We start from the raw sequence: 21627 nt of genomic DNA, 5'->3' as shown, positions 1-21627 counted from the left end.
CGTGCGCATCAAACCCACCGTTCGGGCTGAGCCTGTCGAAGCCGGCGATGTGAGCCGGCGCCTCCCGTTCAACGCGAGCCGCTACCCTCCGTTCACTGTGAGCCAGCACGCTCCGTTCGCGTTGAGCCTGTCGAAACGCTCGCATCACGCGCTGGCTTCGACAAGCTCAGCCCGACCCTTCGACAAGCTCAGGGCGAGCGGGGGCAAGACGGGCTTCGACAAGCTCAGCCCGAACGGGCTCTTTGCGATCTCCTGCCTTTCATGACCCACGACCCGGCCCTGCAAATCCTCATCGACAAGGTCGAGGCCGCCCGCGCCGCCGGGGCACAACTGCGCATCCGCGGCGGCGGCACCAAGGACTTCTACGGCGAGCCGCCGCAGGGCGAGATCCTCGACACCACGGTGCTCGAAGGCATCTCCAGCTACGAGCCGACCGAGCTGGTCGTCACCGCGCGCTGCGGCACCTCGCTCGCGACGCTCGAGGCGGCGCTCGCCGAGAAGAACCAGTACCTGCCGTTCGAGCCGCCGCACTTCGGGCCGGGCAGCACGGTCGGCGGCATGGTGGCGGCCGGCCTGTCGGGGCCGCCGCGCGCGTCGGTCGGCGCGGTGCGCGACTACGTGCTCGGCGCGACGCTGCTGAACGGCCGCGCCGAGGTGCTCAGTTTCGGCGGCCAGGTGATGAAGAACGTCGCCGGCTACGACGTCTCGCGGCTGCTGGCCGGCTCGCTCGGCACGCTGGGCGTGATCCTCGAGGTTTCGCTGAAGGTGCTGCCGCTCGCGCCGGCCACCGCCACCGTGCGCTTCGAGCTGGCGCAGATCAGCGCGATGCAGAAGATCAACGAATGGAGCGGGCTGCCGCTGCCGATCAACGCCAGCGCCTGGTGGGACGGCATGCTCGTCGTGCGGCTGCGCGGCGCGCTCGCGGCGGTGCAGTCGGCGCTGGTCGCGCTCGGCGGCGACGTGATCGAGCCGACGCAGGCCATCACGTTCTGGCGCGGCTTGCGCAACCAGACCGACGAGTATTTCGAGAAGGCGCGCCAGGCGGTGGAACACGGCGGTGCGCTGTGGCGGCTGTCGGTGCCGCCGACCGCGCCGCCGCTCGGCGTGTCGGGCGAGCAGCTGATCGAATGGGGTGGCGCGCAGCGCTGGCTGTGCACCGCGGCGCCGGCCGCCTCGGTGCGCGACGCGGCGACGCTGGTCGGCGGGCATGCCACGCTGTTCATGTCGAACGACAAATCGGCCGGCGCGTTCGCGCCGCTGCGCGCACCGCTCGACCGCATCCACCGCGAGCTGAAGAAATCCTTCGACCCGCAGGGTGTGTTCAATCCCGGCCGCCTGTACCCGGGTCTCTGATGTCGGACCTCTGATCGATGCAAACCAAGCTGTCCTCCGAGTTCAAGGGAACGCCCGACGGCGATGCCGCCGAAGCGATCCTGCGCAAGTGCGTGCACTGCGGCTTCTGCACCGCGACCTGCCCGACCTACCAGCTGCTCGGCGACGAGCTCGACGGCCCGCGCGGCCGCATCTACCTGATGAAGCAGGTGCTGGAAGGCGAGCCGGTCACGCGCAGCACGCAGCAGCACCTGGACCGCTGCCTGACCTGCCGCAACTGCGAGAGCACCTGCCCGTCGGGCGTGCAGTACGGCGAGCTGGTCGAGATCGGCCGCCAGCTGGTCGATGCGCGCGTCGAGCGCCCGCGCGGCGAACGCGCGGTGCGCTGGCTGCTGAAGGAAGGGCTGACCTCCTCGCTGTTCGCGCCGGCGCTGAAGCTCGGCCAGGCGGTGCGGCCGCTGCTGCCGGCCGCGTTGCGAAACAAGGTGCCGGCGCGTGCCGGTGCGTCGGCGCACCGCTGGCCGACGCGGCAGCACCCGCGCAAGATGCTGCTGCTGATGGGCTGCGTGCAGCCGGCGATGGCGCCCAACATCAACAGCGCGACCGCGCGCGTGCTCGACGCCGCCGGCATCCAGACGGTGGTGGCCGACGAGGCCGGCTGCTGCGGCGCGATCCGCACCCACCTGGGCGACCGCGACGGCGGGCTCGACGACATGCGCCGCAACATCGACGCCTGGTGGCCACTGGTGATGTCGAACCAGGTCGAGGCGATCGTGATGAACGCGTCGGGCTGCGGCGTCACCGTGAAGGACTACGGCCACGCGCTGGCGCGCGACCCCGCCTACGCCGAGAAGGCGGCGCACATCGCCGGGCTGACGCGCGACCTCAGCGAGCTGCTGCCCGAGCTGGTGCCGCGGCTGAAGCCGCGCATCAGGCTGCGCGACGGCCGGGCCGGCCCGCGGCCGCTGGCCTACCACCCGCCGTGCACGCTGCAGCACGGCCAGCAGCTGCGCGGCGGCGTCGAGACGCACCTGACGACGCTCGGCTTCGAGGTGCGCGTCGCGGCGGTCGAAAGCCACCTGTGCTGCGGCTCGGCCGGCACCTACTCGGTGCTGCAACCCGAGCTGGCGTACCCGTTGCGCGACCGCAAGCTCGGCCACCTCGACGCGCTGCAGCCGCAGGCCATCGTGTCAGCCAATGTCGGCTGCATCCAGCACCTGCAGAGCGGCACCGCGATCCCGGTGCGGCACTGGGTCGAGGTGCTCGATGAAGCGCTCGCGGCCTGACCCACAGAAACGGACGGATCTGTCCGACATCGAACGCGGCTGCGTCTGACAGACCTGCCCCGGCACGGCGACCACACTGTGTTCACCGCAGCGCATTCCGCACTGCAACGCACAAGGAGATCGCCATGAACAAGGACCAGGTCAAGGGCCGTGTCGAGGACGTCAAGGGCAAGGTCAAGGAAGCCGCCGGCAAGGTGGTGGGCAATGACCGGCTGCGCACCGAAGGCGTGGTCGACCAGGTCGCCGGCAAGTCGCAGGCCACCTATGGCGATGCCAAGGAAAAGGTCCGCGACGCCGCGAAGGACCTCGCGAACCGCCGGGACGACTGATCCCGCGTGACCGCTTCCAGCCCGGGCCGTGCGTAGCGCGACCGGGCTGTTACCCCTCCAGACCTTTGCCGCATCATGAACATCGAAACCCTGCAAGCCGCCGAGCGCGTCAGCGCCTGGTACCGCAACCGCCGTGTCGTGACCGCCGCACACACCGCTGCGCTGACCCCCACCCACACGATCCCGAGCGCCGATGCGCACGCCGCCAATGACGGGCCGCTGCCGAAGACACCGGCAGTCGCACTCGCTCAGGGATGCAGTTCCGACGTCAGCTCGGTCGGCGCCGCCGCCTTGCTGCGCAACGCCCACAGCACGCCCGCGACCAGCAAGGCCACGCCCGCCAGCGTTTCGCTCTGAGGCCAGCTGCGGCGCAGCACGAAGGCATAGGCCAGCGCCGACAAGGTCTCGAACACGATCAGCTGACCCGCCAGCGCGGTCGGCAAGCGCTGGCTGGCTTCGTTCCAGCACAGCGTGCCCAGCCAGGACGCGAACAGCCCGATCGCGAACATCAGCCCGATGAAATCGCCGGCCCGCGGGCCGAACGGCATCTCGAACGCATTCCCGCTCGCCACCATCCAGGTCCACGTGACGGCATAGCCGATCACCGCCAGCGGCAAGGTCGCAAGCCCTTGCGCGGTGGCCCAGCTGCGCGGGCTGCGGTCCGGGTGCGCGCGCAGCCAGTCGGCATTGCGCAGCGGGTACCAGGTCCAGCAGACGACGGCCCCGAGCGCGAGCAGAGCTCCCAGCGCATAGCGCGCCAGGTCGGCCTGCGGGTCGGCGCGCAGCTGCGCGATCTCGACATGGTTCACCAGCGCGATGCCGGCGCCGATCAGCCCGAGCGACGGCAGCAGCCGCGTCCACGCGATCGGCGCGCCGCCGGCCGCGCTGCCGCGCAGGTTGGCGCTGACCGCGATGACGACCGGCAGCGTGCCGATGATCATCGTCGGCAGCGGCCCGCCGGCGCGCTGGATCGCGCTCGCGAGGAACAGGTAGTAGACGACGTTGCCGACCGCGGCGAGCTTCAGCGCCTCGATCCAGTCGGCGCGCGTCAGCTGCGACAGCCGCGCGCGGTCGAGCCAGCCGAGCGGCAGCGCGATCAGCCCGAACGCGAGGTAGCGCCCGAAGGACTGCAGCGTGGCCGGGTACTCCGGCAGCATCAGCGGGCCGACGAACACCAGCCCCCACATCAGGCCGGCGGCGAGGGCGAACAGGGTTCCGGTGAGCAGGCCAGGGGTCGTCATCCGCGCAGTGTCGCGCGCCGAGGGCCGCCGGGTCTTGTACGAGATTGCCGTCGAGTTCAGCGCGGCGTCCGCGCCGGCACGCGCGACGACAGCGGCAAGGGGCGGTACTCCGGGCGGAAACGGCAACCGGCACCGAAGCGCGCCTCGCCGGCCGCGCACAGCCTGGCCACGCCCTCGGGCGACGGCCGCTCGCCATGGTCGATCCACTGCAGCAGCGCCGTCATCAGCGCCGGGTATTCCGGGTCGCCCAGGTAGCTGTGGTCGGCCTCGTCGCTGAAGGTCTGCACCAGCCACGACGACGCGCCGGCCGCATCGACGATCTCGCGGTACGCGCTCTCCAGCTCGACGAAGGCGGTCGGGTCGTGGATGGCATGCAGCGTCAGCACCGGCAGCTTCAGCCGGCCGGAGGGGCGGCTGTCGGCCGCCAGCGCGGCCACCGCCTGCGGGTCGGCGGCGTAGCGCAGCACCTGCTTGTTCAGCGCGGCATCGTCGGCCGCGCCGCTGTAGACCACCTTTGCGTTGCCGAACGGGTTGCGGCCGCCCAGGCGCTTCTGCGTCAGGTCCTGGAACAGCCAGGTGGCCCAGTTCAGGTGGCCGAGCAGGCTGCGCTCGGGGATGTGCACCACCGACAGGATGGTGTGCAGCCGCGCCGCCTGCTCCGGCGTGCGCTGCGCCGCCGGCAGGCCGACGCCGGTGCAGTCCTTGACGCGCTCGGCCAGCTCGGCGCGCGTCAGCTTCGAATCGGGCGGCAGGCCCTGCCACAGCGGGTAGGCCGGCTCGTCGGGCTTCGGGTGGTTGCGGCAGACCTGCTGGTAGACCACCCGCAGGTCGAGCCGGAATTCATACGCGTTGCCGCCGCCGCCGAGCACGCCGCTGGTCAGCAGCACGCCGTCCCAGGCCGGCGGCCCGACCAGCTCCGCCGCCTTGGCCGCGACGCCGGCGCCGTAGCTCTGCCCGTGCAGCACGGTGCGGCGAGGCTTGCCGAACTGCGCGACGAACAGCTGGCGCAGCCGCTCAGTGTCTTCGGCGGCCATCGTGACGCCGTAGCCGCCGCGCCGGTAGGTGGAGCCGGCCCAGGCGTAGCCGGCCTTCACCATCACGGCCCAGCGCTGCAGGTCTTCGGCGCCGCGAGCCAGCGTCGGCGTGCCGACCTCCGGCCCGCCGTGCGCGTGCACGACCAGCACCTGGTTCCAGTCCGCGGGGATCGCGATCCAGTACAGCGCGCCCTCGGCATCGCGGCCGTTGTAGCAGCGCGCGTCGGACACGACGCCGTCGGGGCAGGGCGCCGGCTGCGGCTCGTCGGCACGCGCGGCCGGCAGCCACGCGACCAGCGATGCGGCGAGGGCACAGGCCCGCCAGAATCCCGTGGCGTCGATCTTCATCAGTTCCGGATCCCGAGTTGGTAGACCACCGTGCTGCCGGACGACACGAAGCCCAGCACGCCGGCATTGAACACGAAGTTGCCCGCCGCCGCGCCGCTGCTCTGCGCCACGCCGAGGACCGGCGTGTCGTAGGCGAGCGTGCCCGCGGCCGAGCCCAGCGCGAGGCCCGTGCCGGACACCACCGCATCGGCCTGGCTGCCATCGCTCGCGGCGAGCGCGAAGTGGCCGTCGGCACTGCCGGCCGCGAGCGGCGCCTGCGGCGAGTACAGCCGCAGGCCGTGCGCGCCCGACGGATCTCGCACCAGGAACAGCGGCACCGTGCTCGCGCCGACCTGGCCGAAGATCACCGAGCCCGACAGCGTGCCGCCGGTGGTGGTGGCGCCGCCGGTGGCCGTGGTGGTGAACACATCGAACGCGTTGCGCGCGGCGTTGTAGGTGACGTAGCCCTTCGCGGTCGACGTGCACGCGGCGTCGTAGGTCATGAAACGGCCACTGGCCGGATCCTGGCAGTGCTGGAAGGTGCCGGCATTGCGCACCCGCGACGACGCGGCATAGACGCTCGCGACGCCATCGGCGCCGTACTGCACGCCGGCCACGTCGAAAATGTTGGCGACCGGGTTGAACACCGTCGGCGTCGCGCCGTTCTGGAAGGTGCTCTGGAACGCCACCAGGCCGATCGACGTCGTGCCGGTCGGCGCGGCGACCCCGCCCTGCAGCAGGCCGCCGGCACCGAACGTGAACTCGGCGCCGTTCTCGGCACTGCCGAACACGCAGTTGCCGCGCGGCAGCAGCGTGCCGCTGCGCTGCGTGCCGGCGGCGCGCTGCCCGCTGGCGTCGATGGTCACGGTGTAGGCGAGCGTCGCCGGGTCGAGCGACACGCTGAGCTCCTCGCCGAACAGGTCGCCGCCCTTGTAGGTGGTGGCGGCACCCGGCAGGTTCGGGCAGGCGAGCGGGTCGACGGTCTCCTGCACGCAGCTGTAGTTCGACGCGGCGTCCACGCTGCCGCTGCCCTTGTACTTCGGCCAGGCCGGGAAGCGGCACAGCGGGCGCGTGCGGCCGGCGGTCGCGGCGACGGTGTCGGTCACGATGCCGGTCTCGGGCGCGACGCCGTGCTCGACCCAGTTCTCCAGTGCGGCGAGCGAATCCCAGCTCGGGATGAACACGCCGGTGCCATGGCCCATGCCCGGCACGGTGTAGAAGCGGACGCCCTGCTCGACCGCCGCATCGCCGACCGTCGCCTTCACGCGGGCGACGTAGTCGATCGTCGAGTTGTTGCTGATCACCTCGTCGGCCAGGCCGTGCAGCAGGATCAGCCGGCCGCCGTGCGCGAGGAACGGCGACAGGTCGGGGTCGAGCGCGTCGGTCAGCGCCGACACCGCCGCGATGCGCGCCGCCCAGGCGCCGGGCGCGACCGGGTCCAGCGTCAGCGTGTCGAAGCCGGCGTCGCGGGTCACGAAGTACTTGGCCCACTGGTCGCCGGTGACGAAGACGTTGGCATCGGCGGTGGTCGCCGGGTTGCCCGGCACGGCCCGCGTGCCGAGGTCGCGCGAGGTGAACGGCCCGGCCACCAGCGTGCCTTCGAGGAGGTTGTAGCCGCCGGCGCGCGTGGTGCCGCTGGCCAGCGTGTAGCCGTTGAACTCGAGCGGCGATTCGATCGTGCGGATGGTGGCGAGCTGCGCGTCGGACAGGCAGCTGTCGCCGGCGTCGCCGCCGCCGGCGCAACGCAGGGTCGCAAGGATCTGCGGGTTCAGCCGCCGGCAGCTCTCGACGTTGCTGACGATGCCGTCGGCGGCGCCGTCGAGCTTGTCGCAGGCGGCCAGCACGGTCTTCTGCACCAGCAGCGTCTTCGCCAGGTTGACCCAGCCGGCGCCGCCGTTGGCGTACAGCGCGCGGCCCACGGCCACGTTCGACAGCCGCGTGCCGCTGTAGTTGAGGGCCGGCTCGTTGGCGACCACGCCGTCGTAGTCGGCCGGCCAGCGCTGGATGTGCATCAGCGCATCGCGCCCGCCGGTCGAGGTGCCGAGGAAGTAGGCCTTGTCGGGCGCCGCGCCGTAGCGCGTCTTGACCAGCAGCATCGCGACGTCGTGCGTCTTCTTCAGCGACTGCCCGCCGTAGTTCGCCAGCGCCTCGTCGTTGGCGGCGAAGCTGCCGTCGGTGATGCTGCTGCTCTGGTGGCCGCCGTCGTCGCCGAAGGTCGCGTAGCCGAGCGCCAGCGGGGCCGGCTTGCCGGCGGGGCCGAAGCGCAGCGGCTCGGTGCCGTCAATCAGCGTGCCGTTGAAGCCGCCGCCGCCGAAGTGGATGGCCTTGTGGTTCCAGGTGTCGGGCAGGTTGACCGCGAAGCGGATCGCCGGCGCGGTCGGGTCGACCGGCAGGATGCTGCCGCGCACGCGGCAGTAGTCGCCGAGCGGGTTGCCGGCGTCGGTGGCGGCGACCGGCGTCGCGCTGGTCACGCTGGCGCCCTGCGTCGGCAGGCCGATCTCCGCAGCCGGGATCTGCAGGCCGGCGAGGGCCGCGCAGGAGGTGCCGGTCGCGAGTGGCGGGGTGTCGGACGGCGGCGTGCCGTCATCGCCGCCACCGCCGCAAGCGACGAGCAGCACGGACAGCGCGAAGCTGGAAAGGAAGGGACGGATGCGTTGCATGACGCGTCCATCCATGCGGCGGCCTGGGCCCATGGTCTTGTCTCCGGTCTGAGGCCTCGAGGGCCTTCTGTTGAACAGCGCCGCGACGATAGGGGTGGGCCTGATCTGCGGTCAAATAAAATAAGCAGGCCATTCCGATACGAAAAACATATGGAGACGACGTCATGGAAATGAGGCAGCTCCGCTATTTCGCGGCCGTTGCGCAGACCGGCCACCTGACGCGCGCGGCCGAGCTGCTGGGCATCCAGCAGCCGCCGCTGAGCCAGCAGATCCACACGCTGGAGCGCGAGCTCGGCATGCCGCTGTTCCGCCGCCATCCGCGCGGGATGGCGTTGACCGATGCGGGGCGGCAATTCCAGGTCGAGGCGCTGCGCCTGCTGCAGGACATGGAGGCGATGTCGCAGCGCATGGCGCGCGTCGCGCAGGGGCAGGAGGGGACGCTGGCGATCGGCTTCACCAGCTCGGCGGCGGCACACCGCTTCATGCCGGAGGTGCTGCGGGCGTTCCGGCGCGCGCACCCGAAGGTCGAGCTGCAGCTGCGCGAGGACAACGCGGCCGAGCTGACCGCGGCGCTGTCGGGCGGCCGCCTGCACTGCGCGCTGCTGCGCGTGCCGGTCGCGCGGCCGCAGGGCCTGCGCTTCGAGACGCTGCTGCGCGAGCCGGTGATGGCCGCGATGCCGAGCGACCATGCGTTCGCGGCGCCGCCGAAGCGCGGCAGCGCCGCGCGGCCGCTGACGCTGGCGCAGCTGTGCACCGAGGGGCTGATCCTGGTGCGCCGCCCGGGCGCGCCGGGGCTGTACGCCGAGCTGCTCGCGCTGTGCCACGAGAAGGGCCTGCGACCGCGCATCGTCGCCGAGGTCGACCGCATGATGACGAACCTGAACCTGGTCGCGGCCGGCGCCGGGCTGTCGGTGGTGCCGGCATCGATGACCGGGGCGCATCCGCATGCGATCGCGTACCGCCGGCTCGCCGGCTGCGGCTCGCTCGATGCGCCGCTGACGCTGGCCGCGCGCGTCGACGACGACAACCTGCCGGCGCAGCGCTTCGCGGCGCTCGCGGGCGAGCTGGCATCGCGGCAGGGGGCGGCATGAACGCGACCCGTCGGCTGATCGTCCGCGCTGCATGGGCACTGCCGGCCTGCGCGGTCGCGGCACCGCCGGCAGCGCCGTGGCCGTCGAGACCGGTGCACCTGATCGTCGTCTACCCGCCGGGCGGCGTCAGCGATGCGATGGCGCGCACGCTGGCCGAGCCGCTGGCGCAGGCGCTGGGCGTGCCGGTGGTGGTCGAGAACCGCGGCGGCGCCGGCGGCGCGCTCGGCATGGAGCTGCTGGCGCGCGCCGCGCCGGACGGCTGCACGCTGGCCTTTTCGGCCGTTTCGCCGCTCACGCTGCAGCCGCTGCTGGCCGGTGGTCCGCGCGACCTGCTGGGCAGCGTGGTCCCGGTGGCCGGCGTGATGAACACGCCGGTGCTGGTGGCGGGCACGCCGGCGTTCACCGGCCACAGTTTCGGCGACCTGATCGCGCAGGCGCGGGCGCATCCCGGCGAGCTGCGCTGGGCCACGTCGGGCATCGCGACCAGCGGGCACATGGTGCTGGCGCAGACGCGGCTGCAAAGCGGCGTCGACATCACGCACGTGCCCTACCAGGGCGGCGGGCCGCAGATCAACGACGCGCTCGGCGGGCAGTTCGAGGTGCTGTCGACGAACGTCGCGGCGGCCCAGCTGCAGCTGCTGGCCGCCGGCCGGCTGAAGGCGCTGGCCGTCGGCGCGCCGACGCGGCTCGACGCCTTGCCGCAGGTGCCGACGCTGGCGGAGCTGGGCTATCCGCAGGCCAACATCGGTTCGCTGTTCGGGCTGTTCGCGCCGGCCGGCACGCCGGCGGCGGTGGTGGCGCGGCTGAATGCCGAGGTCGGCCGCTTGCTCGCGAGCGATGCGGTGGCTTCGCGGCTGCGGGAGTCGCACAACCTGCCGGCGGGGGGGACGCAGCAGGATTTCGTGCGGCAGATTGCGGCGGAGCGGCGGCGCAACCAGGAGCTGGTCAAGCGGTCGGGGGGATTGCTGTCGTGATCGCGCGCGTCTGCTGCTGGTAGCGCGCCGGCGTCACGCCATACATCCCGGCGAAGCGACGCGTCAGGTGGGCCTGGTCGGTGAGCCCGTTGTCGGCCGCGACCAGCGCCGGTGCGATGCCGGCCGACAGCTGGCGCTTCGCGCGGAACAGCCGCAGCGCCATCAGCATCTGGTGCGGCGTCGCATGGTGCCGCGCCTTGAAGCGGCGCTGGAAATGGAACGGGCTCAGCCCCGCCGCCTGTGCCAGGTCGGCCAGCGTCAACGGGTCGGCCAGGCGGTCGTGCATCAGGTCGATCGCGCGCTGCAGCGGCGCGTCGCACTCGCTCGCGCGCTCCGGCCGCCCACGGCGCGCATGCGGCTGCACCGCCTGCACCAGCTCGAGCAGCGCGCCATCGAACGCGAGCGCTGAATCGGCCGTCCACAGCGCCTGCAGGGCCGCACCGGCGCGCTGCGCGCTCGCTGCATGCCGCAGCACCGGTTCGGCGAACGACCAGTCGGCCTCGCCGCTGACCTCGCGCAGCAGCGCGGCATCGACATACGCCATCCGGTAGCGCCAGCCGTGCACGGTCTCGGCACGGCCGGTGTGCAGCACGTCGGGGTTCATCACCACCAGCGACTGCGGCGGCGCCAGGTGCTCGCTGCCGCGGTAACGGAAGCGCTCGACGCCGGCATCGATCACGCCGAAGCCGTAGGCCTCGTGCGTGTGCGGCTCGAACGCGTAGCGCACGATGTGCGCGCGGTACAGCTCGATGCCGCCGCGGTGCGCGGGTTGCTTGAACTGCGCACGGTCGCTGGCGTGCTCGAAACGGTCGGGGACGGCTTCCACCGCGCGATGATGGCATGCTGGGCGGCGATGAGTGCCTTGCCCGCCCTGCCGCTCCACCCTGCCGACAGCCTGCGCGTGTCGGACCAGGAGCGCGCGACGCTGGCGCAGTTCGTGACGCTGTCGGTCGTGCTGCACGTGCTGGCCGTGATGTGGGTCGGCACGCAGACCGGCCGGCCGAATGGAGGTGCCGAACCGCGGGCCGACGCGTGGGGGCCGCTGCGGGTCACGCTGGCGCCGCCACCGGCGCCACGCGCGGCCGCCGCGCGTGCGCCCGCAGTGCCACCCGCTCCGCGCGCCGTCGTCGCACCGCGGCAGGTCCCGGTCGCGAAGGCCGCGGCACCGGTGACCCCGCCGTCGCCACCGCCGCCGCCGCCACCTCCTCCGCCGCGAGTCGAAGCACCACCGCCACCCGCACCGCCAGCCCCGCCGAAGGTCGAGGTCCGGACGATGCCGGCACCAGCGCCCGCCGCGCCGCGCGTCGACCGCGCCGCCCCCGTGCCGCCGCCCGTCGTGGCCGACGCCGCCGCATCCGCGCCCGAGCCGGCGGCGTCGCAGCCGCTGCCGCCCCCACCGGCAGCGCCCTTGCCCCTGCCGGCAGCGCCCGCCGCACCGCCGATGGCGATGCCGGTTCCGACACCGGTGCCGGCGCCGCCGCCCGTCGCGATTCCGCCAGCCGTGCTCCCGCCCTTGCCGGAGCTGGTACCCGAGCCGATCCGGCAACCAGGACCCGTGGAGGTGGTGCCGCCGATTCCCATGCCGACGCCGGCACCTGCACCCGCGCCCGTTCCGGCCCCGGCGCCGGTCCCTGCACCCGTCGCCTCTCCGGCTCCCCCGGCCCCGGTCCCCGCGCCCGAGCCGGCGCTTGCGCCGGCAGCGCAACCCTCCCCACCGCCGACACGGCGCGTCAGCCCCGGCACCACGGCCGAGCCCACCACCGCCCCGTCACTGGGCGGCCCGGTCGCGAATCCGAACAACGACACCAGCCGCGACAGCAGCGCCCCGGCCGGCGCGCCCGGCGAGCCGAAGCTGAACCTGACCGTGCCCGGCCTGCGCAGCCGCGGCAGCAACTTCGGCGGCGCGGCACCCGGCGTGCTGCCGCTGCTGCCGCCGCCGCCCGAGCGCAAGGCCAAGATCACCGAGGAACTCGACAAGGCCGGCCGCGCCGACTGCCGCAACGCCTACAGCGGCATGGGCCTGCTGGCCGCGGTGCCGCTGGCGGTCGATGCGGTCAAGGGCGGCGGATGCAAGTGGTAGCGGCGCGCTCAGCGCGCCACCGCATGCGCCTTGCGCAGGCTTTCCATCCACGCGGTCCAGTCCATCGGCCCGACGGCGTGGCGCTTCTGCAGGTTCTCCAGCACCCGGCCCCAGGCGCGGTCGAAGTAGGCGTAGGTCTTGTCCCATTCGCCGCCGTCGCCCCAGCCGACGTGGTGCAGCGTCACGCGCGTGGTGTCGGCGTCGACCGGCGCGAAGCGCACGACCACGAAGGTGCGCTGCTGGCGGGCCTCGGGCAGCGAGGGCGGCGCGTTCCAGTCGAAGCTGATCATCTTCATCGGCTGCAGCGCCATGAAGCGCATGTCGTCGGCGCCCTTCATGCCCGGCTCGGCCAGCGGATCGATGTGGATGTGGAAGGCGCCGCCGACGCGCGCGTCGACTTCCGCTTCGGGTGCGAAGAAGCCCTCGACGCCGGCCTTCGTGGTCCAGCTCTGCCACACCGCGGCCAGCGGCGCGGCCACCACCACCTCCTTGTCGATCGCGCGCTCGGCAGCGGCGGCATCGCCGACGGCGGCTGCGAACACGGTGGTCCACAGCAGCGCGCATGAGACTCCAACGACGAAGCGCATGGCTTTCTCCGGTGATTCGGCGGCGCCAGACACTACCATCGCGGGCATGCCTGCTCAAGCGCCTCCCCAAGCGCCCACCTCCCCCGGCCCGCTCGCCGGCCTGAAGGTGCTCGAACTCGGCCAGCTGATCGCCGGCCCGTTCGCCGCGAAGACGCTGGCCGACTTCGGTGCCGACGTGATCAAGGTCGAGCCGCCCGGCAGCGGCGACCCGCTGCGCCAGTGGCGCCTGATGCACGAAGGCACCAGCGTCTGGTGGGAAGTGCAGTCGCGCAACAAGCGCAGCCTCGCGCTCGACCTGAAGCAGCCCGAGGCGCGCGACATCGTGCGCCGCCTCGCCGCCGAAAGCGACGTGCTGGTCGAGAACTTCAAGCCCGGCGTGATGGAAGCCTGGGACCTCGGCTACGACACGCTGTCGGCCGCCAACCCGGGCCTCGTGATGCTGCGCATCAGCGGCTACGGCCAGACCGGGCCCTACAAGGACCGGCCGGGCTTCGGCGTCGTCGCCGAAGCGATGGGCGGGCTGCGCCACCTGACCGCCGAGCCGGGCCGCGTGCCGGTGCGCGTGGGCGTCAGCATCGGCGACACGCTGGCCTCGCTGCACGGCGTGATCGGCATCCTGATGGCCTTGCAGCACCGCCATGCCAGCGTGTCGGCCGACGCGCCGAAGGGGCGCGGGCAGGTGATCGACGTCGCGCTCTACGAGGCGGTCTTCAACTGCATGGAGAGCCTGCTGCCCGAATACAGCGCCTTCGGCACCGTGCGCGAGCCCGCCGGCTCGGCGCTGCCCGGCATCGCGCCGAGCAATGCCTACGCCTGCCGCGACGGCTGGGTGCTGGTGGCCGGCAACGGCGACAGCATCTTCAAGCGGCTGATGGCCGCGATCGGCCGCGACGACCTCGGCCGCGATCCGGCGCTGGCCGGCAACGCCGGGCGCGTCGCACGGGTCGCCGAGATCGATGCGGCGATCGGCGACTGGGCCGCGCCGCGCCGCGTCGCCGAGGTGCTCGACGCGCTGCATGCCGCGCATGTGCCGGCCGGGCGCATCTACACCGCGCGCGACATCGCCGACGACCCGCACTACCGCGCGCGCGGCATGCTGCAGCGCGTCACCACCGCGCACGGCCTGTCGCTCGAGACACCGGGTATCGTGCCGAAGCTGAGCGCAACGCCCGGTTCGATCCGCCGCCGCGCCCCGGCGCTCGGCGAAGACAGCGACGCGGTGCTGCGCGAGATCGGCGTGACCCCCGAGCAACTGGCCGCGCTGCGCGAGCGCGGCGTTCTCTGATTCGCGCCCCCTGAACCGGAGCGACCCTGATGCAAGAGCGCCCCCATCGCAGCCCCGTCGTGCTGGTCCTCGCCTACCTGGTGGTCGGCACGGCGTGGGTGCTGCTCTCCGAGCATGCGGCGCTCGCGCTGACCAGCGACCCGCGCCAGCTGACGCTGGTGCACACCATCCAGGGCCTGCTGTTCGTCGCGATGTCGGGCTGCCTGCTGATCATGCTGCTGCGCTCGCTGGCCACGCGCGCCAGCACCGAAGACACCGTGCTGCACGAGATCGCCGTCAGCTACGAGCAGATGTTCCACGCCAATCCGCAGCCGATGTGGATCTACGACGCGCTGTCGCTGCGCTTCCTCGACGTGAACGGCGCGGCGATCGCGCAGTACGGCTGGTCGCGCGAGGAGTTCCTGCAGATGACGCTGGCCGACCTGCGCCCGCCGGAAGACGTTGCGGCGATGGAGTCGCAGGTGCGCGCGTCGCGCCTCGCCGATGCGGCCGGCGTCACGTCGTCCGGGCCGTGGCGCCACCGCCGCAAGGATGGCCGCGAACTGCTCGTGCGCGTCAGCGCGCACAGCCTGCAGTTCGGCGACCGCAGCGCACGGCTGTGCCTGGTGAGCGACGTGACGGCGCAACAGGCGCTGGCCACCGAGCGCGAGCAGATGATCGCGCAGCTGCAGCATTCGCGCGAATGGCTCGATGCCGCGATCGACGGCGGCCGCATCGGCCTGTGGGCGCGCGACCTGCGCAGCGACGTGCTGACGCTCGGCGGGCGCTGGGCCGACCTGCTCGGCACGACGCCGGACGAATTCAACGCCCGCTTCGGCGAGATCGCCACCGACAGCTTCGAAACGCTGTGCCATCCGGACGACCTGCCCGGCGCCAGGGAGCGCTTCCGTGCCTTCCTGCGCGACCCGGGCCACCCGTATGCCGACGAGTACCGGCTGCGCCATGCCGACGGCCGCTGGATCTGGGTGCTCAGCCGCGGCCACGTCGCCGAGCGCGATGCCGACGGCCGCATCCTGCGCATGGTCGGCAGCTTTGCCGACATCACCGACGTGAAGGCGGGCCAGGCCGCACGCGAGCAGCAGCATGCGGCCGAGCAGGCCAACGCGATGAAGTCGCAGTTCCTCGCGCGCGTGAGCCACGAGCTGCGCACGCCGCTGAACGCGGTGCTGGGTTTCTCGCAGCTGCTGCGGCTGGACACCGCGACGCCGCTGCATGCGCAGCAGCTGGAGCGCGTCGACCACATCGAGCGCGCCGGCCAGCACCTGCTGCGCCTGATCACCGACCTGATGGACCTGAGCAAGGTCGAGGTCGGCGCGATGGACATGCACAGCGTGCCGCTCGACCTGCGGGCGCTGGCAGACGAGGCGCTCGCGATGGTGGCGGGCGACATCGCACAACGCCGGATGCAGCTTGAGCGCGCATTCGAACCCGAGCTGCCGCCGGTGCTGGCCGATCCGCTGCGGCTGAAGCAGGCGGTGCTGAACCTGCTGTCGAACGCGATCAAATACGGTGCCCCCGGCGGAACCGTGCGGGTGACGCTGCACCGCGCCGAGGCAGGCGCACTGCAACTGGCGGTCTGGAACACCGGCCCCGGCCTCAGCGACGAACAGCTCGCGCGCCTGTACGAGCCGTTCAACCGGCTGGGCCGCGACACCGGTGCCGAGCCCGGCAGCGGCATCGGCCTGGCGATCAGCCGCCAGCTGATCGAGAGCATGGGCGGGCGCATCGACGCCCGCAGCCAACAAGGCGCCTGGGCGGAGTTCACGCTCACGCTGCGCAGCACCGCATCCGCCGCCACCGGCTGACGATCTGCCATGACCTGTGTCATGGCCCACCACTTGCTTTGCTTTTTTTCACACGGGTGACATATCTCTTACCCGTTCGTGGAGCGCTTGGGCAGTTGCGGTTTCCCCGGGATCACAAGCGGGGCCGCACTGATCAGGATGGAGGCTGAGCAAGGGGTCGGCGGATTGTCCGGCTCCGGGCACATGGCGGCAGCGGAGGGATCCTTTCGCTGCCTTTCTTTTGGCGCCAGAAGATCCTGGCACTTGATCGAAGGATGCGAATGTTCCGCTTGAAGTACGTGAGCGCGACCGTCATGGCGCTGTGCGCCGCCGGCGCAACCCCGGTATGGGCTCAGACGACGGACACCCCGGTCCCCGAAACGCCGAGCACGGCACAGAAGACGCTGCAACGCGTCGAGGTCACCGGTTCGCGCATCAAGCGCATCGATGCCGAGACCGCGTCGCCGGTGCAGGTGATCACGCGGGAGCAGATCGACCGCTCCGGTGCGCAGTCGGTCACCGAACTGCTGAACCGCCTGCCGGCCAGCAACGCCGGCAACTTCAATTCGAACGCGGTCGCGAGCTTCACGCCCGGTGCCGGCGGTGTCTCGCTGCGCGGCCTCGGCGCGCAGGCCACGCTGGTGCTGATCAACGGCCGCCGCATGGCGCCGTACGGCTTCGCATCGGGCGGACAGCAGTCGTTCTTCGACATCAATTCGATCCCGCTCGACGTCGTCGAACGGATGGAAGTGCTGCTGGACGGCGCGTCGGCCATCTACGGCTCCGACGCGATCGCCGGCGTGATCAACGTGATCCTGCGCAAGAACTACAACGGCCTGTCGCTGTCGGGTTCGGGCTCGCAGTCGGGCTACCACGACGGCGCGTCGGGCAAGTTCAGCACCACCTGGGGCAAGGGCGACCTCGACAACGACAAGTACAACTTCTTCCTGAACTACTCGCACGAGCAGCAGAACGCGGTGAAGGCCTCGGAACGGCCGATGACCTCGACCGCCGACTTCCGCCGCTTCGGGCTGACCGACTTGCGGTCCACCTACGGCTACCCGGGCAACCTCTACTCCACCGGCGGCGCGTTCATCGGCCCGATGCCGGGCTGCACGCCGCTGAACGACCCGACGGCCGCCGCCAATGGCCGCTGCATCTACCAGGGCACCGATCACCAGGACCTGATCCCCGAGACCAAGCAGGACGCGCTGTTCGGCGCCGGCACGCTGGACCTCGGCGGCGGTTTCGAGCTGTTCGGCGATGCGCTGTTCGTGCGCAACAAGTACAAGGGCGAGTCGCCTTCGTACAACAGCGCGACCTACAACTCGACCGGCACGCTGCCCACCACCTACATCACGCTGCCGGCCAACCACCCGCAGAACACCACCGGCGCCGACGTGGCGTTGCGCTACCGCTTCATGGACGTGCTGCACACCACCGAGGTGACGGCCGACACGTCTCGCCTGGTGTTCGGGGGACGCGGCGTCATTGCCGGCTGGGACGCGGAAAGCGCGTTGATGTACTCCGGCACGCATGCGCGCGTGTGGACCAACGGCCTGCTGAACGATTCGGTGCTGATCGGCGGCGACGTGCTCGATGCCAACGGCGTCGCGAACCCGAACTTCATCTTCGGCAACCCGGGCGCGAACAACCCGGCGCTGATGGCCGCGCTCTACCCGACGCTGCACGACGAAGGCAAGACCAAGACGACGTCGATCGACGTGCGCGGTTCGCGCGAGCTGATGAAGCTGCCGGCCGGCGGGCTGGGCCTGGCGATCGGCGCCGAGTTCCGCCGCGAGTCGTTCAAGAGCACGCCGGATCCGCTGACCGCCAACGGCGACATCAGCGTGCTCGGCGGCTCGTCGTCGGACGGCAGCCGCAATGTCAGCGCGTTCTTCGCCGAACTGTCGGTGCCGATCACGAAGTCGCTCGAAGCCTCGCTGGCCACGCGGACCGACCGCTACAGCGATTTCGGTTCGGCCACCGTGCCGAAGGCCGGCATCAAGTGGAAGGTGGCGTCGAACGTGGCGCTGCGGGCCACCTATGCCGAGGGCTTCCGTGCTCCGTCGTTGACCGAGACCACGCAGAGCCCGTCGACCGGCTTCTACTCGCTGCGCGACCCGAAGCTGTGCCCGGACCCGAACGACACCAACAACCCGAACATCGATCAATGTGACGCATCGATCCGGGCGATCTCTGGGTCCAACCCGAACTTGCAGCCCGAGAAGTCGAAGAGCCTGACCGCCGGCATCGTGTTCGAGCCGAGCGAGAACGTCTCGTTGTCGTTCGACGCTTACAAGATCAAGCGCCGCGACGAGATCGCGTCGATCGATCCGGACTACCTGCTGGCCAATGAAGCGATCTACCCGGGCTACGTGCAGCGCGATCCGGTGACGCAGAAAATCGAGCAGCTGAACCTGCAGTACACCAACCTCGGCTCGACCAAGGTGTGGGGCTACGACATCGAGCTGAAGGCGCGCCAGGACCTCGGCTCGGCCGGGCGCGTCGGCCTGACGATCGTCTACAACAAGATGCCGCGCTACCTGGTGGCCAATGTGAAGGACGCACCGGAAGTCGACTACGCCGGCACCTACAGCCAACCGAAGGAGCGCTTCAAGGCCGGCATCGACTGGGACATCGGCGACTGGTCGACCACGCTGACCGGCAACTACACCGGCGGTTTCCTGCGCGCCTTCTCGCCGGCCGACCTGAGCTGCCAGTATTCGAGCGGTGCGCATCCGGAGCTGTGCCGCGTGAAGGCCTGGTCGACGGCCGACCTGTACGTGGCCTACAAGGGCATCAAGAACCTGACGCTGAGCGTGAACATCGACAACATCGAGAACCGCGAAGCGCCGCTCGACGAGAACCGGGTCACCCGCTACGTCGCGTACAACGCGGGCTACCACAGCCAGATGGGCCGCAAGATCACGCTGGCGGGCAAGTACACCTTCTGGTGATGGCTGGCGGCGCACGCCGCGACAGCGACGAAGGGACCCGCGAGGGTCCCTTTTTTTTTCGTGGGGCTCAGACCTCGCGTTTGAGATCCCTGAAGGCCGCGAACAGCCACGAACGCATCCCCACCACCAGCGTGTACGCCCGCCGCTGGTCGGCCGGCAGCTTCTGGTCCGCCAGGTGCTGCTGCGCGAAATCCTGCCCGACGCGCTGCAGCCGCTCGACGAAGCTCGCCGCCAGGCTGGTGCCGATCTGGCCGTGCACCAGCATCATCAGCTCGCCCTCGCCGTCGAAGCCGCTGTTGAAGTAATCGTCGGCGACGTGCTCGCGGAAGAACGCCATCACCGGCCCGTTCGGCCGCCAGCGGAAGGTCTTGGCCACCTGAAGCCGGTAGCGGTTCATCGGCCGCAGCTCGATGATGCCGAGCCGGTCGAGCTGCAGCAGGTAGCGCACGCAATCGGCCTCGCTGAAGGTGTAGGTGCCGATCATCTGCTCGTAGGTCCACTGGCTCATGCAGCAGATCGCCAGCAGCAGCAGCCGGCGGTCGGCCACCACCGCCTTCTCCTGCTCGAGCGTCAGCTCGCGGCGCAGCGGCTGCGCATCGGCGATCTGGCGCGCCAGTTCGGCGAAGTCCATCTTCAGCACGCGCAGCACATCGTCGATGCGCGACAGCGGCATGTCGCCCTTCGCGAAGATGCGCTTGATGCTCGATTCCGACATCTCCAGCTCGTCGGCCAGCCGGGCGTACGTGATGTCGGCGCGCTTCAGCTCGGCCTTCAGCGCCTGGACCAGGTCCTGGGTGGTGCTCATCTCGACCCTCAAAAAGTATCGCCAGACGATACCTGATGGCCATGCCGCCGCAACCCCTCCTGGGAGGGATTGAACTCCGGTGGCGGACGCACGACCATCCGCTCCGTCATCAACCCACCGATCGAGAGTTTCCATGCAAGCCACCCTGATCCGCAAAGACACCAAGGCCTGGAAGGCCCAGGTCTGGATCTCGTTCGGTACCGCCGCGACGCTGTGCGCGACCGGCCTCGCCTACCTGCCCGGCGAGGACATCCAGCGCGCCTTCATGGTGATGGGCTACGTGTTCTGCCTGTCGACCGCGTTCGCGCTGGCCAAGTACATCCGCGACAACGAGCTGCGCAAGAACGACACGCCGATGTGGGGCTTCGTCGTGTGGGGCGGCTTCGCGCTGGCGATGGCGCTGACCGGCTGGGGCCTGTGGCGCATGGACATCAACCCGACCTGGAAGGCCTACCTGGGCGTGTGCTGGCTGTTCCTGATCTCGAGCGTGTTCACGCTGGCCAAGACGCTGCGCGATGCCCACGAAGCGGCGCTGGCCGAAGCCCGCCGCGACGGCATGCGCACGATGCGCGAAGCCGAGTGAGCCCCCTGAACCATCCACCGGAGACGACCATGAAGCGATTTGCCCTGGATGCCCTGATCGCGGCCAGCCTGCTGGCCGCCGGTGTCCCGGCGGTGCATGCCCACCCGCCGAACGCGTCGGACGCCAGCGCGCTGTCGATGCTGCCGATCGCGATCTCGGTCAGCGCACCGGTGATGGTGCTGTCGGCCGGCGCGGTCCTCAGCGTCGTCGCGGTCGAGGCCTCGGCCGACGGCGCGGTCTGGGTGCTCGAACGGGCATCCGACGGCGCCCGCGCCAGCCTGCGCCTGTCCGGCCAGCTGGCCGGCGCGATGTCGGTCGCGGCCGGCACCACGGTGATGGTCGCGGCGATCAGCACCGGCTGGGTGCTGTCGGCGGCCGGCCAGGCGATCGCCTTCATCCCGAACGAGATCGGCAAGGCGCTGCTCTACAACGAGCGGGTCACGCTGTGAACGCCCGGGCGGCGCTCGCGCTCGCGCTGCTGGCCGCGGCGCAGGGCGCCCAGGCCGGCCGCTCGTGCGAGCGCAAGCTGCCCGACAGCCGCAGCGTCGAACGCGCGATGACGCTGGCCGAGCACACCGCGCAGCGCCTGGACGCGAGCGGGGCGCAGGTGGTGCTGCTGGCGCGCGTCGGCCAGAACCTGAGCGACTACGGCCAGCGCTATTCGCACCTCGGCATCGCGTACCGCGACACCCCCGGCGCGCCGTGGCGCATCGCGCACAAGCTGAACCAGTGCGGCACCGCGAAGGCCGCGGTCTACCGCCAGGGCCTCGGCGAGTTCTTCCTCGACGACCTGTACGACTACGAAGCCGGCCTGGTCGTGCCGACGCCCGAGGTGCAGGCCCGGCTGCTGCCCGCGCTGCGCGACAACCGCCGGCTGGCCCGGCTGCACACGCCGGCCTACAGCATGGTGGCCTACCCGTGGGCGCAGGCCTACCAGCAGTCGAACCAGTGGGCGATCGAGACGCTCGCGGCGGCGCAGGAGCCGTCGATCTCGACCCGCCCGCAGGCGCAGGCCTGGCTGCGCGAGCATGGCTACCTGCCGGACACGCTGCACCTGTCGGCCTTCCAGCGGCTCGGCGCGCGCATGACGGCGGCCAATGTCGCGTTCGACGACCACCCGAATTCGAAGCGATTCACCGATCGCATCGAAACCGTCACGGTCGACTCGGTCTTTCGCTGGATGGGACGCAGCGGACTGGGTGGTCCGGTCGCCGTTGTGCGGTAGATTGCCCGGCGGCGCCCCGCACGACAACAACAGACAGCAACCAG

19 protein-coding genes are annotated in these 21627 nt (G+C 71.2%); 13 read left to right on the top strand and 6 right to left on the bottom strand.

Features of this window, described 5'->3' with window-relative positions; all coding sequences use genetic code 11:
• Position 1: 1 nt before the first annotated feature.
• From ASC98_RS29980 to ASC98_RS01120, 4 genes are all read left to right on the top strand, one after another.
• Positions 2–265, top strand: coding sequence for a hypothetical protein (locus tag ASC98_RS29980; protein ID WP_157597835.1), 264 nt, complete (start codon positions 2–4; stop codon positions 263–265).
• A complete protein-coding gene (glcE, locus tag ASC98_RS01130) occupies positions 262–1353 on the top strand; it encodes a glycolate oxidase subunit GlcE (protein ID WP_056803246.1) in 1092 nt (363 codons plus the stop codon). The genes ASC98_RS29980 and glcE overlap by 4 nt, the downstream gene beginning before the upstream one ends.
• Positions 1354–1370: 17 nt before the next feature.
• Positions 1371–2618 (top strand): glycolate oxidase subunit GlcF, encoded by a 1248-nt coding sequence (glcF, locus tag ASC98_RS01125; protein WP_056803243.1) that lies wholly within the window; start codon positions 1371–1373, stop codon positions 2616–2618.
• Positions 2619–2743: 125 nt separating this feature from the next.
• Positions 2744–2947: a CsbD family protein gene (locus tag ASC98_RS01120; protein ID WP_056803240.1), complete on the top strand. Its 204-nt coding sequence runs from the start codon at positions 2744–2746 to the stop codon at positions 2945–2947.
• A 248-nt stretch (positions 2948–3195) separates the two neighbouring features.
• Here the strand turns inward: ASC98_RS01120 and ASC98_RS01115 are convergent, their stop codons facing one another.
• From ASC98_RS01115 to ASC98_RS01105, 3 genes are all read right to left on the bottom strand, one after another.
• Positions 3196–4173, bottom strand: a complete 978-nt coding sequence (locus tag ASC98_RS01115; protein ID WP_157597883.1) for a DMT family transporter — start codon at positions 4171–4173, stop codon at positions 3196–3198.
• 71 nt (positions 4174–4244) lie between these two features.
• Entirely contained in the window at positions 4245–5570 is a 1326-nt protein-coding gene (locus ASC98_RS01110) for an alpha/beta hydrolase (protein ID WP_056803234.1), read from the bottom strand.
• A complete protein-coding gene (locus tag ASC98_RS01105) occupies positions 5570–8209 on the bottom strand; it encodes a tannase/feruloyl esterase family alpha/beta hydrolase (RefSeq protein ID WP_056803232.1) in 2640 nt (879 codons plus the stop codon). Before ASC98_RS01105 ends, ASC98_RS01110 begins: the two co-directional genes overlap by 1 nt.
• Positions 8210–8373: 164 nt before the next feature.
• Between ASC98_RS01105 and ASC98_RS01100 the strand changes: the two genes are divergently transcribed.
• Both ASC98_RS01100 and ASC98_RS01095 read left to right on the top strand, forming a co-directional pair.
• The gene (locus tag ASC98_RS01100; RefSeq protein ID WP_056803229.1) at positions 8374–9300 is read left to right on the top strand and encodes a LysR substrate-binding domain-containing protein; all 927 of its coding nucleotides are present in this window, start codon (positions 8374–8376) and stop codon (positions 9298–9300) included.
• Positions 9297–10274: a tripartite tricarboxylate transporter substrate binding protein gene (locus tag ASC98_RS01095; protein WP_056803226.1), complete on the top strand. Its 978-nt coding sequence runs from the start codon at positions 9297–9299 to the stop codon at positions 10272–10274. The genes ASC98_RS01100 and ASC98_RS01095 overlap by 4 nt, the downstream gene beginning before the upstream one ends.
• Here the strand turns inward: ASC98_RS01095 and ASC98_RS01090 are convergent.
• Positions 10246–11100, bottom strand: a complete 855-nt coding sequence (locus ASC98_RS01090; protein WP_056803223.1) for an AraC family transcriptional regulator — start codon at positions 11098–11100, stop codon at positions 10246–10248. The two genes, ASC98_RS01095 and ASC98_RS01090, sit on opposite strands and share 29 nt — an antisense overlap.
• A 27-nt stretch (positions 11101–11127) precedes the next feature.
• Between ASC98_RS01090 and ASC98_RS01085 the strand changes: the two genes are divergently transcribed.
• Complete coding sequence (locus ASC98_RS01085) at positions 11128–12354, top strand: hypothetical protein (protein ID WP_157597834.1); 1227 nt, start codon at positions 11128–11130, stop codon at positions 12352–12354.
• Between the two features lie 8 nt (positions 12355–12362).
• Here ASC98_RS01085 and ASC98_RS01080 read toward each other — a convergent pair whose 3' ends face one another.
• The gene (locus ASC98_RS01080) at positions 12363–12941 is read right to left on the bottom strand and encodes an SRPBCC domain-containing protein (RefSeq protein WP_056803217.1); all 579 of its coding nucleotides are present in this window, start codon (positions 12939–12941) and stop codon (positions 12363–12365) included.
• Between the two features lie 46 nt (positions 12942–12987).
• Between ASC98_RS01080 and ASC98_RS01075 the strand changes: the two genes are divergently transcribed.
• The 3 genes from ASC98_RS01075 (at position 12988) to ASC98_RS01065 (ending at position 18970) form a co-directional block, all read left to right on the top strand.
• Entirely contained in the window at positions 12988–14226 is a 1239-nt protein-coding gene (locus ASC98_RS01075) for a CaiB/BaiF CoA-transferase family protein (protein WP_056803215.1), read from the top strand.
• 29 nt (positions 14227–14255) lie between these two features.
• A complete protein-coding gene (locus ASC98_RS01070; RefSeq protein ID WP_056803212.1) occupies positions 14256–16031 on the top strand; it encodes an ATP-binding protein in 1776 nt (591 codons plus the stop codon).
• A gap of 260 nt (positions 16032–16291) precedes the next feature.
• The gene (locus ASC98_RS01065; RefSeq protein ID WP_056819532.1) at positions 16292–18970 is read left to right on the top strand and encodes a TonB-dependent receptor; all 2679 of its coding nucleotides are present in this window, start codon (positions 16292–16294) and stop codon (positions 18968–18970) included.
• Positions 18971–19037: 67 nt separating this feature from the next.
• On the opposite strand, the gene ASC98_RS01060 is transcribed toward ASC98_RS01065, so the two are convergent.
• Positions 19038–19775 carry a helix-turn-helix transcriptional regulator gene (locus ASC98_RS01060; protein ID WP_056803201.1) on the bottom strand — a complete coding sequence of 246 codons (738 nt, stop codon included), beginning with the start codon at positions 19773–19775 and terminating at the stop codon, positions 19038–19040.
• 133 nt (positions 19776–19908) lie between these two features.
• Here ASC98_RS01060 and ASC98_RS01055 point away from each other — a divergent pair, with 133 nt between their 5' ends.
• The 3 genes from ASC98_RS01055 to ASC98_RS31425 are packed head-to-tail and all read left to right on the top strand — an operon-like array spanning position 19909 to position 21583.
• Positions 19909–20358, top strand: a complete 450-nt coding sequence (locus ASC98_RS01055) for a YiaA/YiaB family inner membrane protein (RefSeq protein WP_056803198.1) — start codon at positions 19909–19911, stop codon at positions 20356–20358.
• 29 nt (positions 20359–20387) lie between these two features.
• Positions 20388–20807, top strand: a complete 420-nt coding sequence (locus tag ASC98_RS31430) for a hypothetical protein (RefSeq protein ID WP_235581131.1) — start codon at positions 20388–20390, stop codon at positions 20805–20807.
• Positions 20804–21583, top strand: coding sequence for a DUF2145 domain-containing protein (locus tag ASC98_RS31425; RefSeq protein WP_056803196.1), 780 nt, complete (start codon positions 20804–20806; stop codon positions 21581–21583). Before ASC98_RS31430 ends, ASC98_RS31425 begins: the two co-directional genes overlap by 4 nt.
• Positions 21584–21627 lie beyond the last annotated feature (44 nt).

Origin of the sequence: Rhizobacter sp. Root1238 (assembly GCF_001425825.1) — a bacterium.
Lineage (GTDB): Bacteria > Pseudomonadota > Gammaproteobacteria > Burkholderiales > Burkholderiaceae_C > Rhizobacter.
This window is presented reverse-complemented; position numbering and strand designations above follow the sequence as displayed.

Bases quoted from the DNA above. Each gene is read 5' to 3' on its own strand.
- glcE (WP_056803246.1), top strand. From the start codon at position 262: ATGACCCACGACCCGGCCCTGCAAATCCTCATCGACAAGGTCGAGGCC.
- glcF (WP_056803243.1), top strand. From the start codon at position 1,371: ATGCAAACCAAGCTGTCCTCCGAGTTCAAGGGAACGCCCGACGGCGAT.
- ASC98_RS01120 (WP_056803240.1), top strand. From the start codon at position 2,744: ATGAACAAGGACCAGGTCAAGGGCCGTGTCGAGGACGTCAAGGGCAAG.
- ASC98_RS01110 (WP_056803234.1), bottom strand. From the start codon at position 5,570: ATGAAGATCGACGCCACGGGATTCTGGCGGGCCTGTGCCCTCGCCGCA.
- ASC98_RS01105 (WP_056803232.1), bottom strand. From the start codon at position 8,209: ATGCAACGCATCCGTCCCTTCCTTTCCAGCTTCGCGCTGTCCGTGCTG.
- ASC98_RS01100 (WP_056803229.1), top strand. From the start codon at position 8,374: ATGGAAATGAGGCAGCTCCGCTATTTCGCGGCCGTTGCGCAGACCGGC.
- ASC98_RS01095 (WP_056803226.1), top strand. From the start codon at position 9,297: ATGAACGCGACCCGTCGGCTGATCGTCCGCGCTGCATGGGCACTGCCG.
- ASC98_RS01085 (WP_157597834.1), top strand. From the start codon at position 11,128: ATGAGTGCCTTGCCCGCCCTGCCGCTCCACCCTGCCGACAGCCTGCGC.
- ASC98_RS01080 (WP_056803217.1), bottom strand. From the start codon at position 12,941: ATGCGCTTCGTCGTTGGAGTCTCATGCGCGCTGCTGTGGACCACCGTG.
- ASC98_RS01075 (WP_056803215.1), top strand. From the start codon at position 12,988: ATGCCTGCTCAAGCGCCTCCCCAAGCGCCCACCTCCCCCGGCCCGCTC.
- ASC98_RS01070 (WP_056803212.1), top strand. From the start codon at position 14,256: ATGCAAGAGCGCCCCCATCGCAGCCCCGTCGTGCTGGTCCTCGCCTAC.
- ASC98_RS01065 (WP_056819532.1), top strand. From the start codon at position 16,292: ATGTTCCGCTTGAAGTACGTGAGCGCGACCGTCATGGCGCTGTGCGCC.
- ASC98_RS01060 (WP_056803201.1), bottom strand. From the start codon at position 19,775: ATGAGCACCACCCAGGACCTGGTCCAGGCGCTGAAGGCCGAGCTGAAG.
- ASC98_RS01055 (WP_056803198.1), top strand. From the start codon at position 19,909: ATGCAAGCCACCCTGATCCGCAAAGACACCAAGGCCTGGAAGGCCCAG.
- ASC98_RS31430 (WP_235581131.1), top strand. From the start codon at position 20,388: ATGAAGCGATTTGCCCTGGATGCCCTGATCGCGGCCAGCCTGCTGGCC.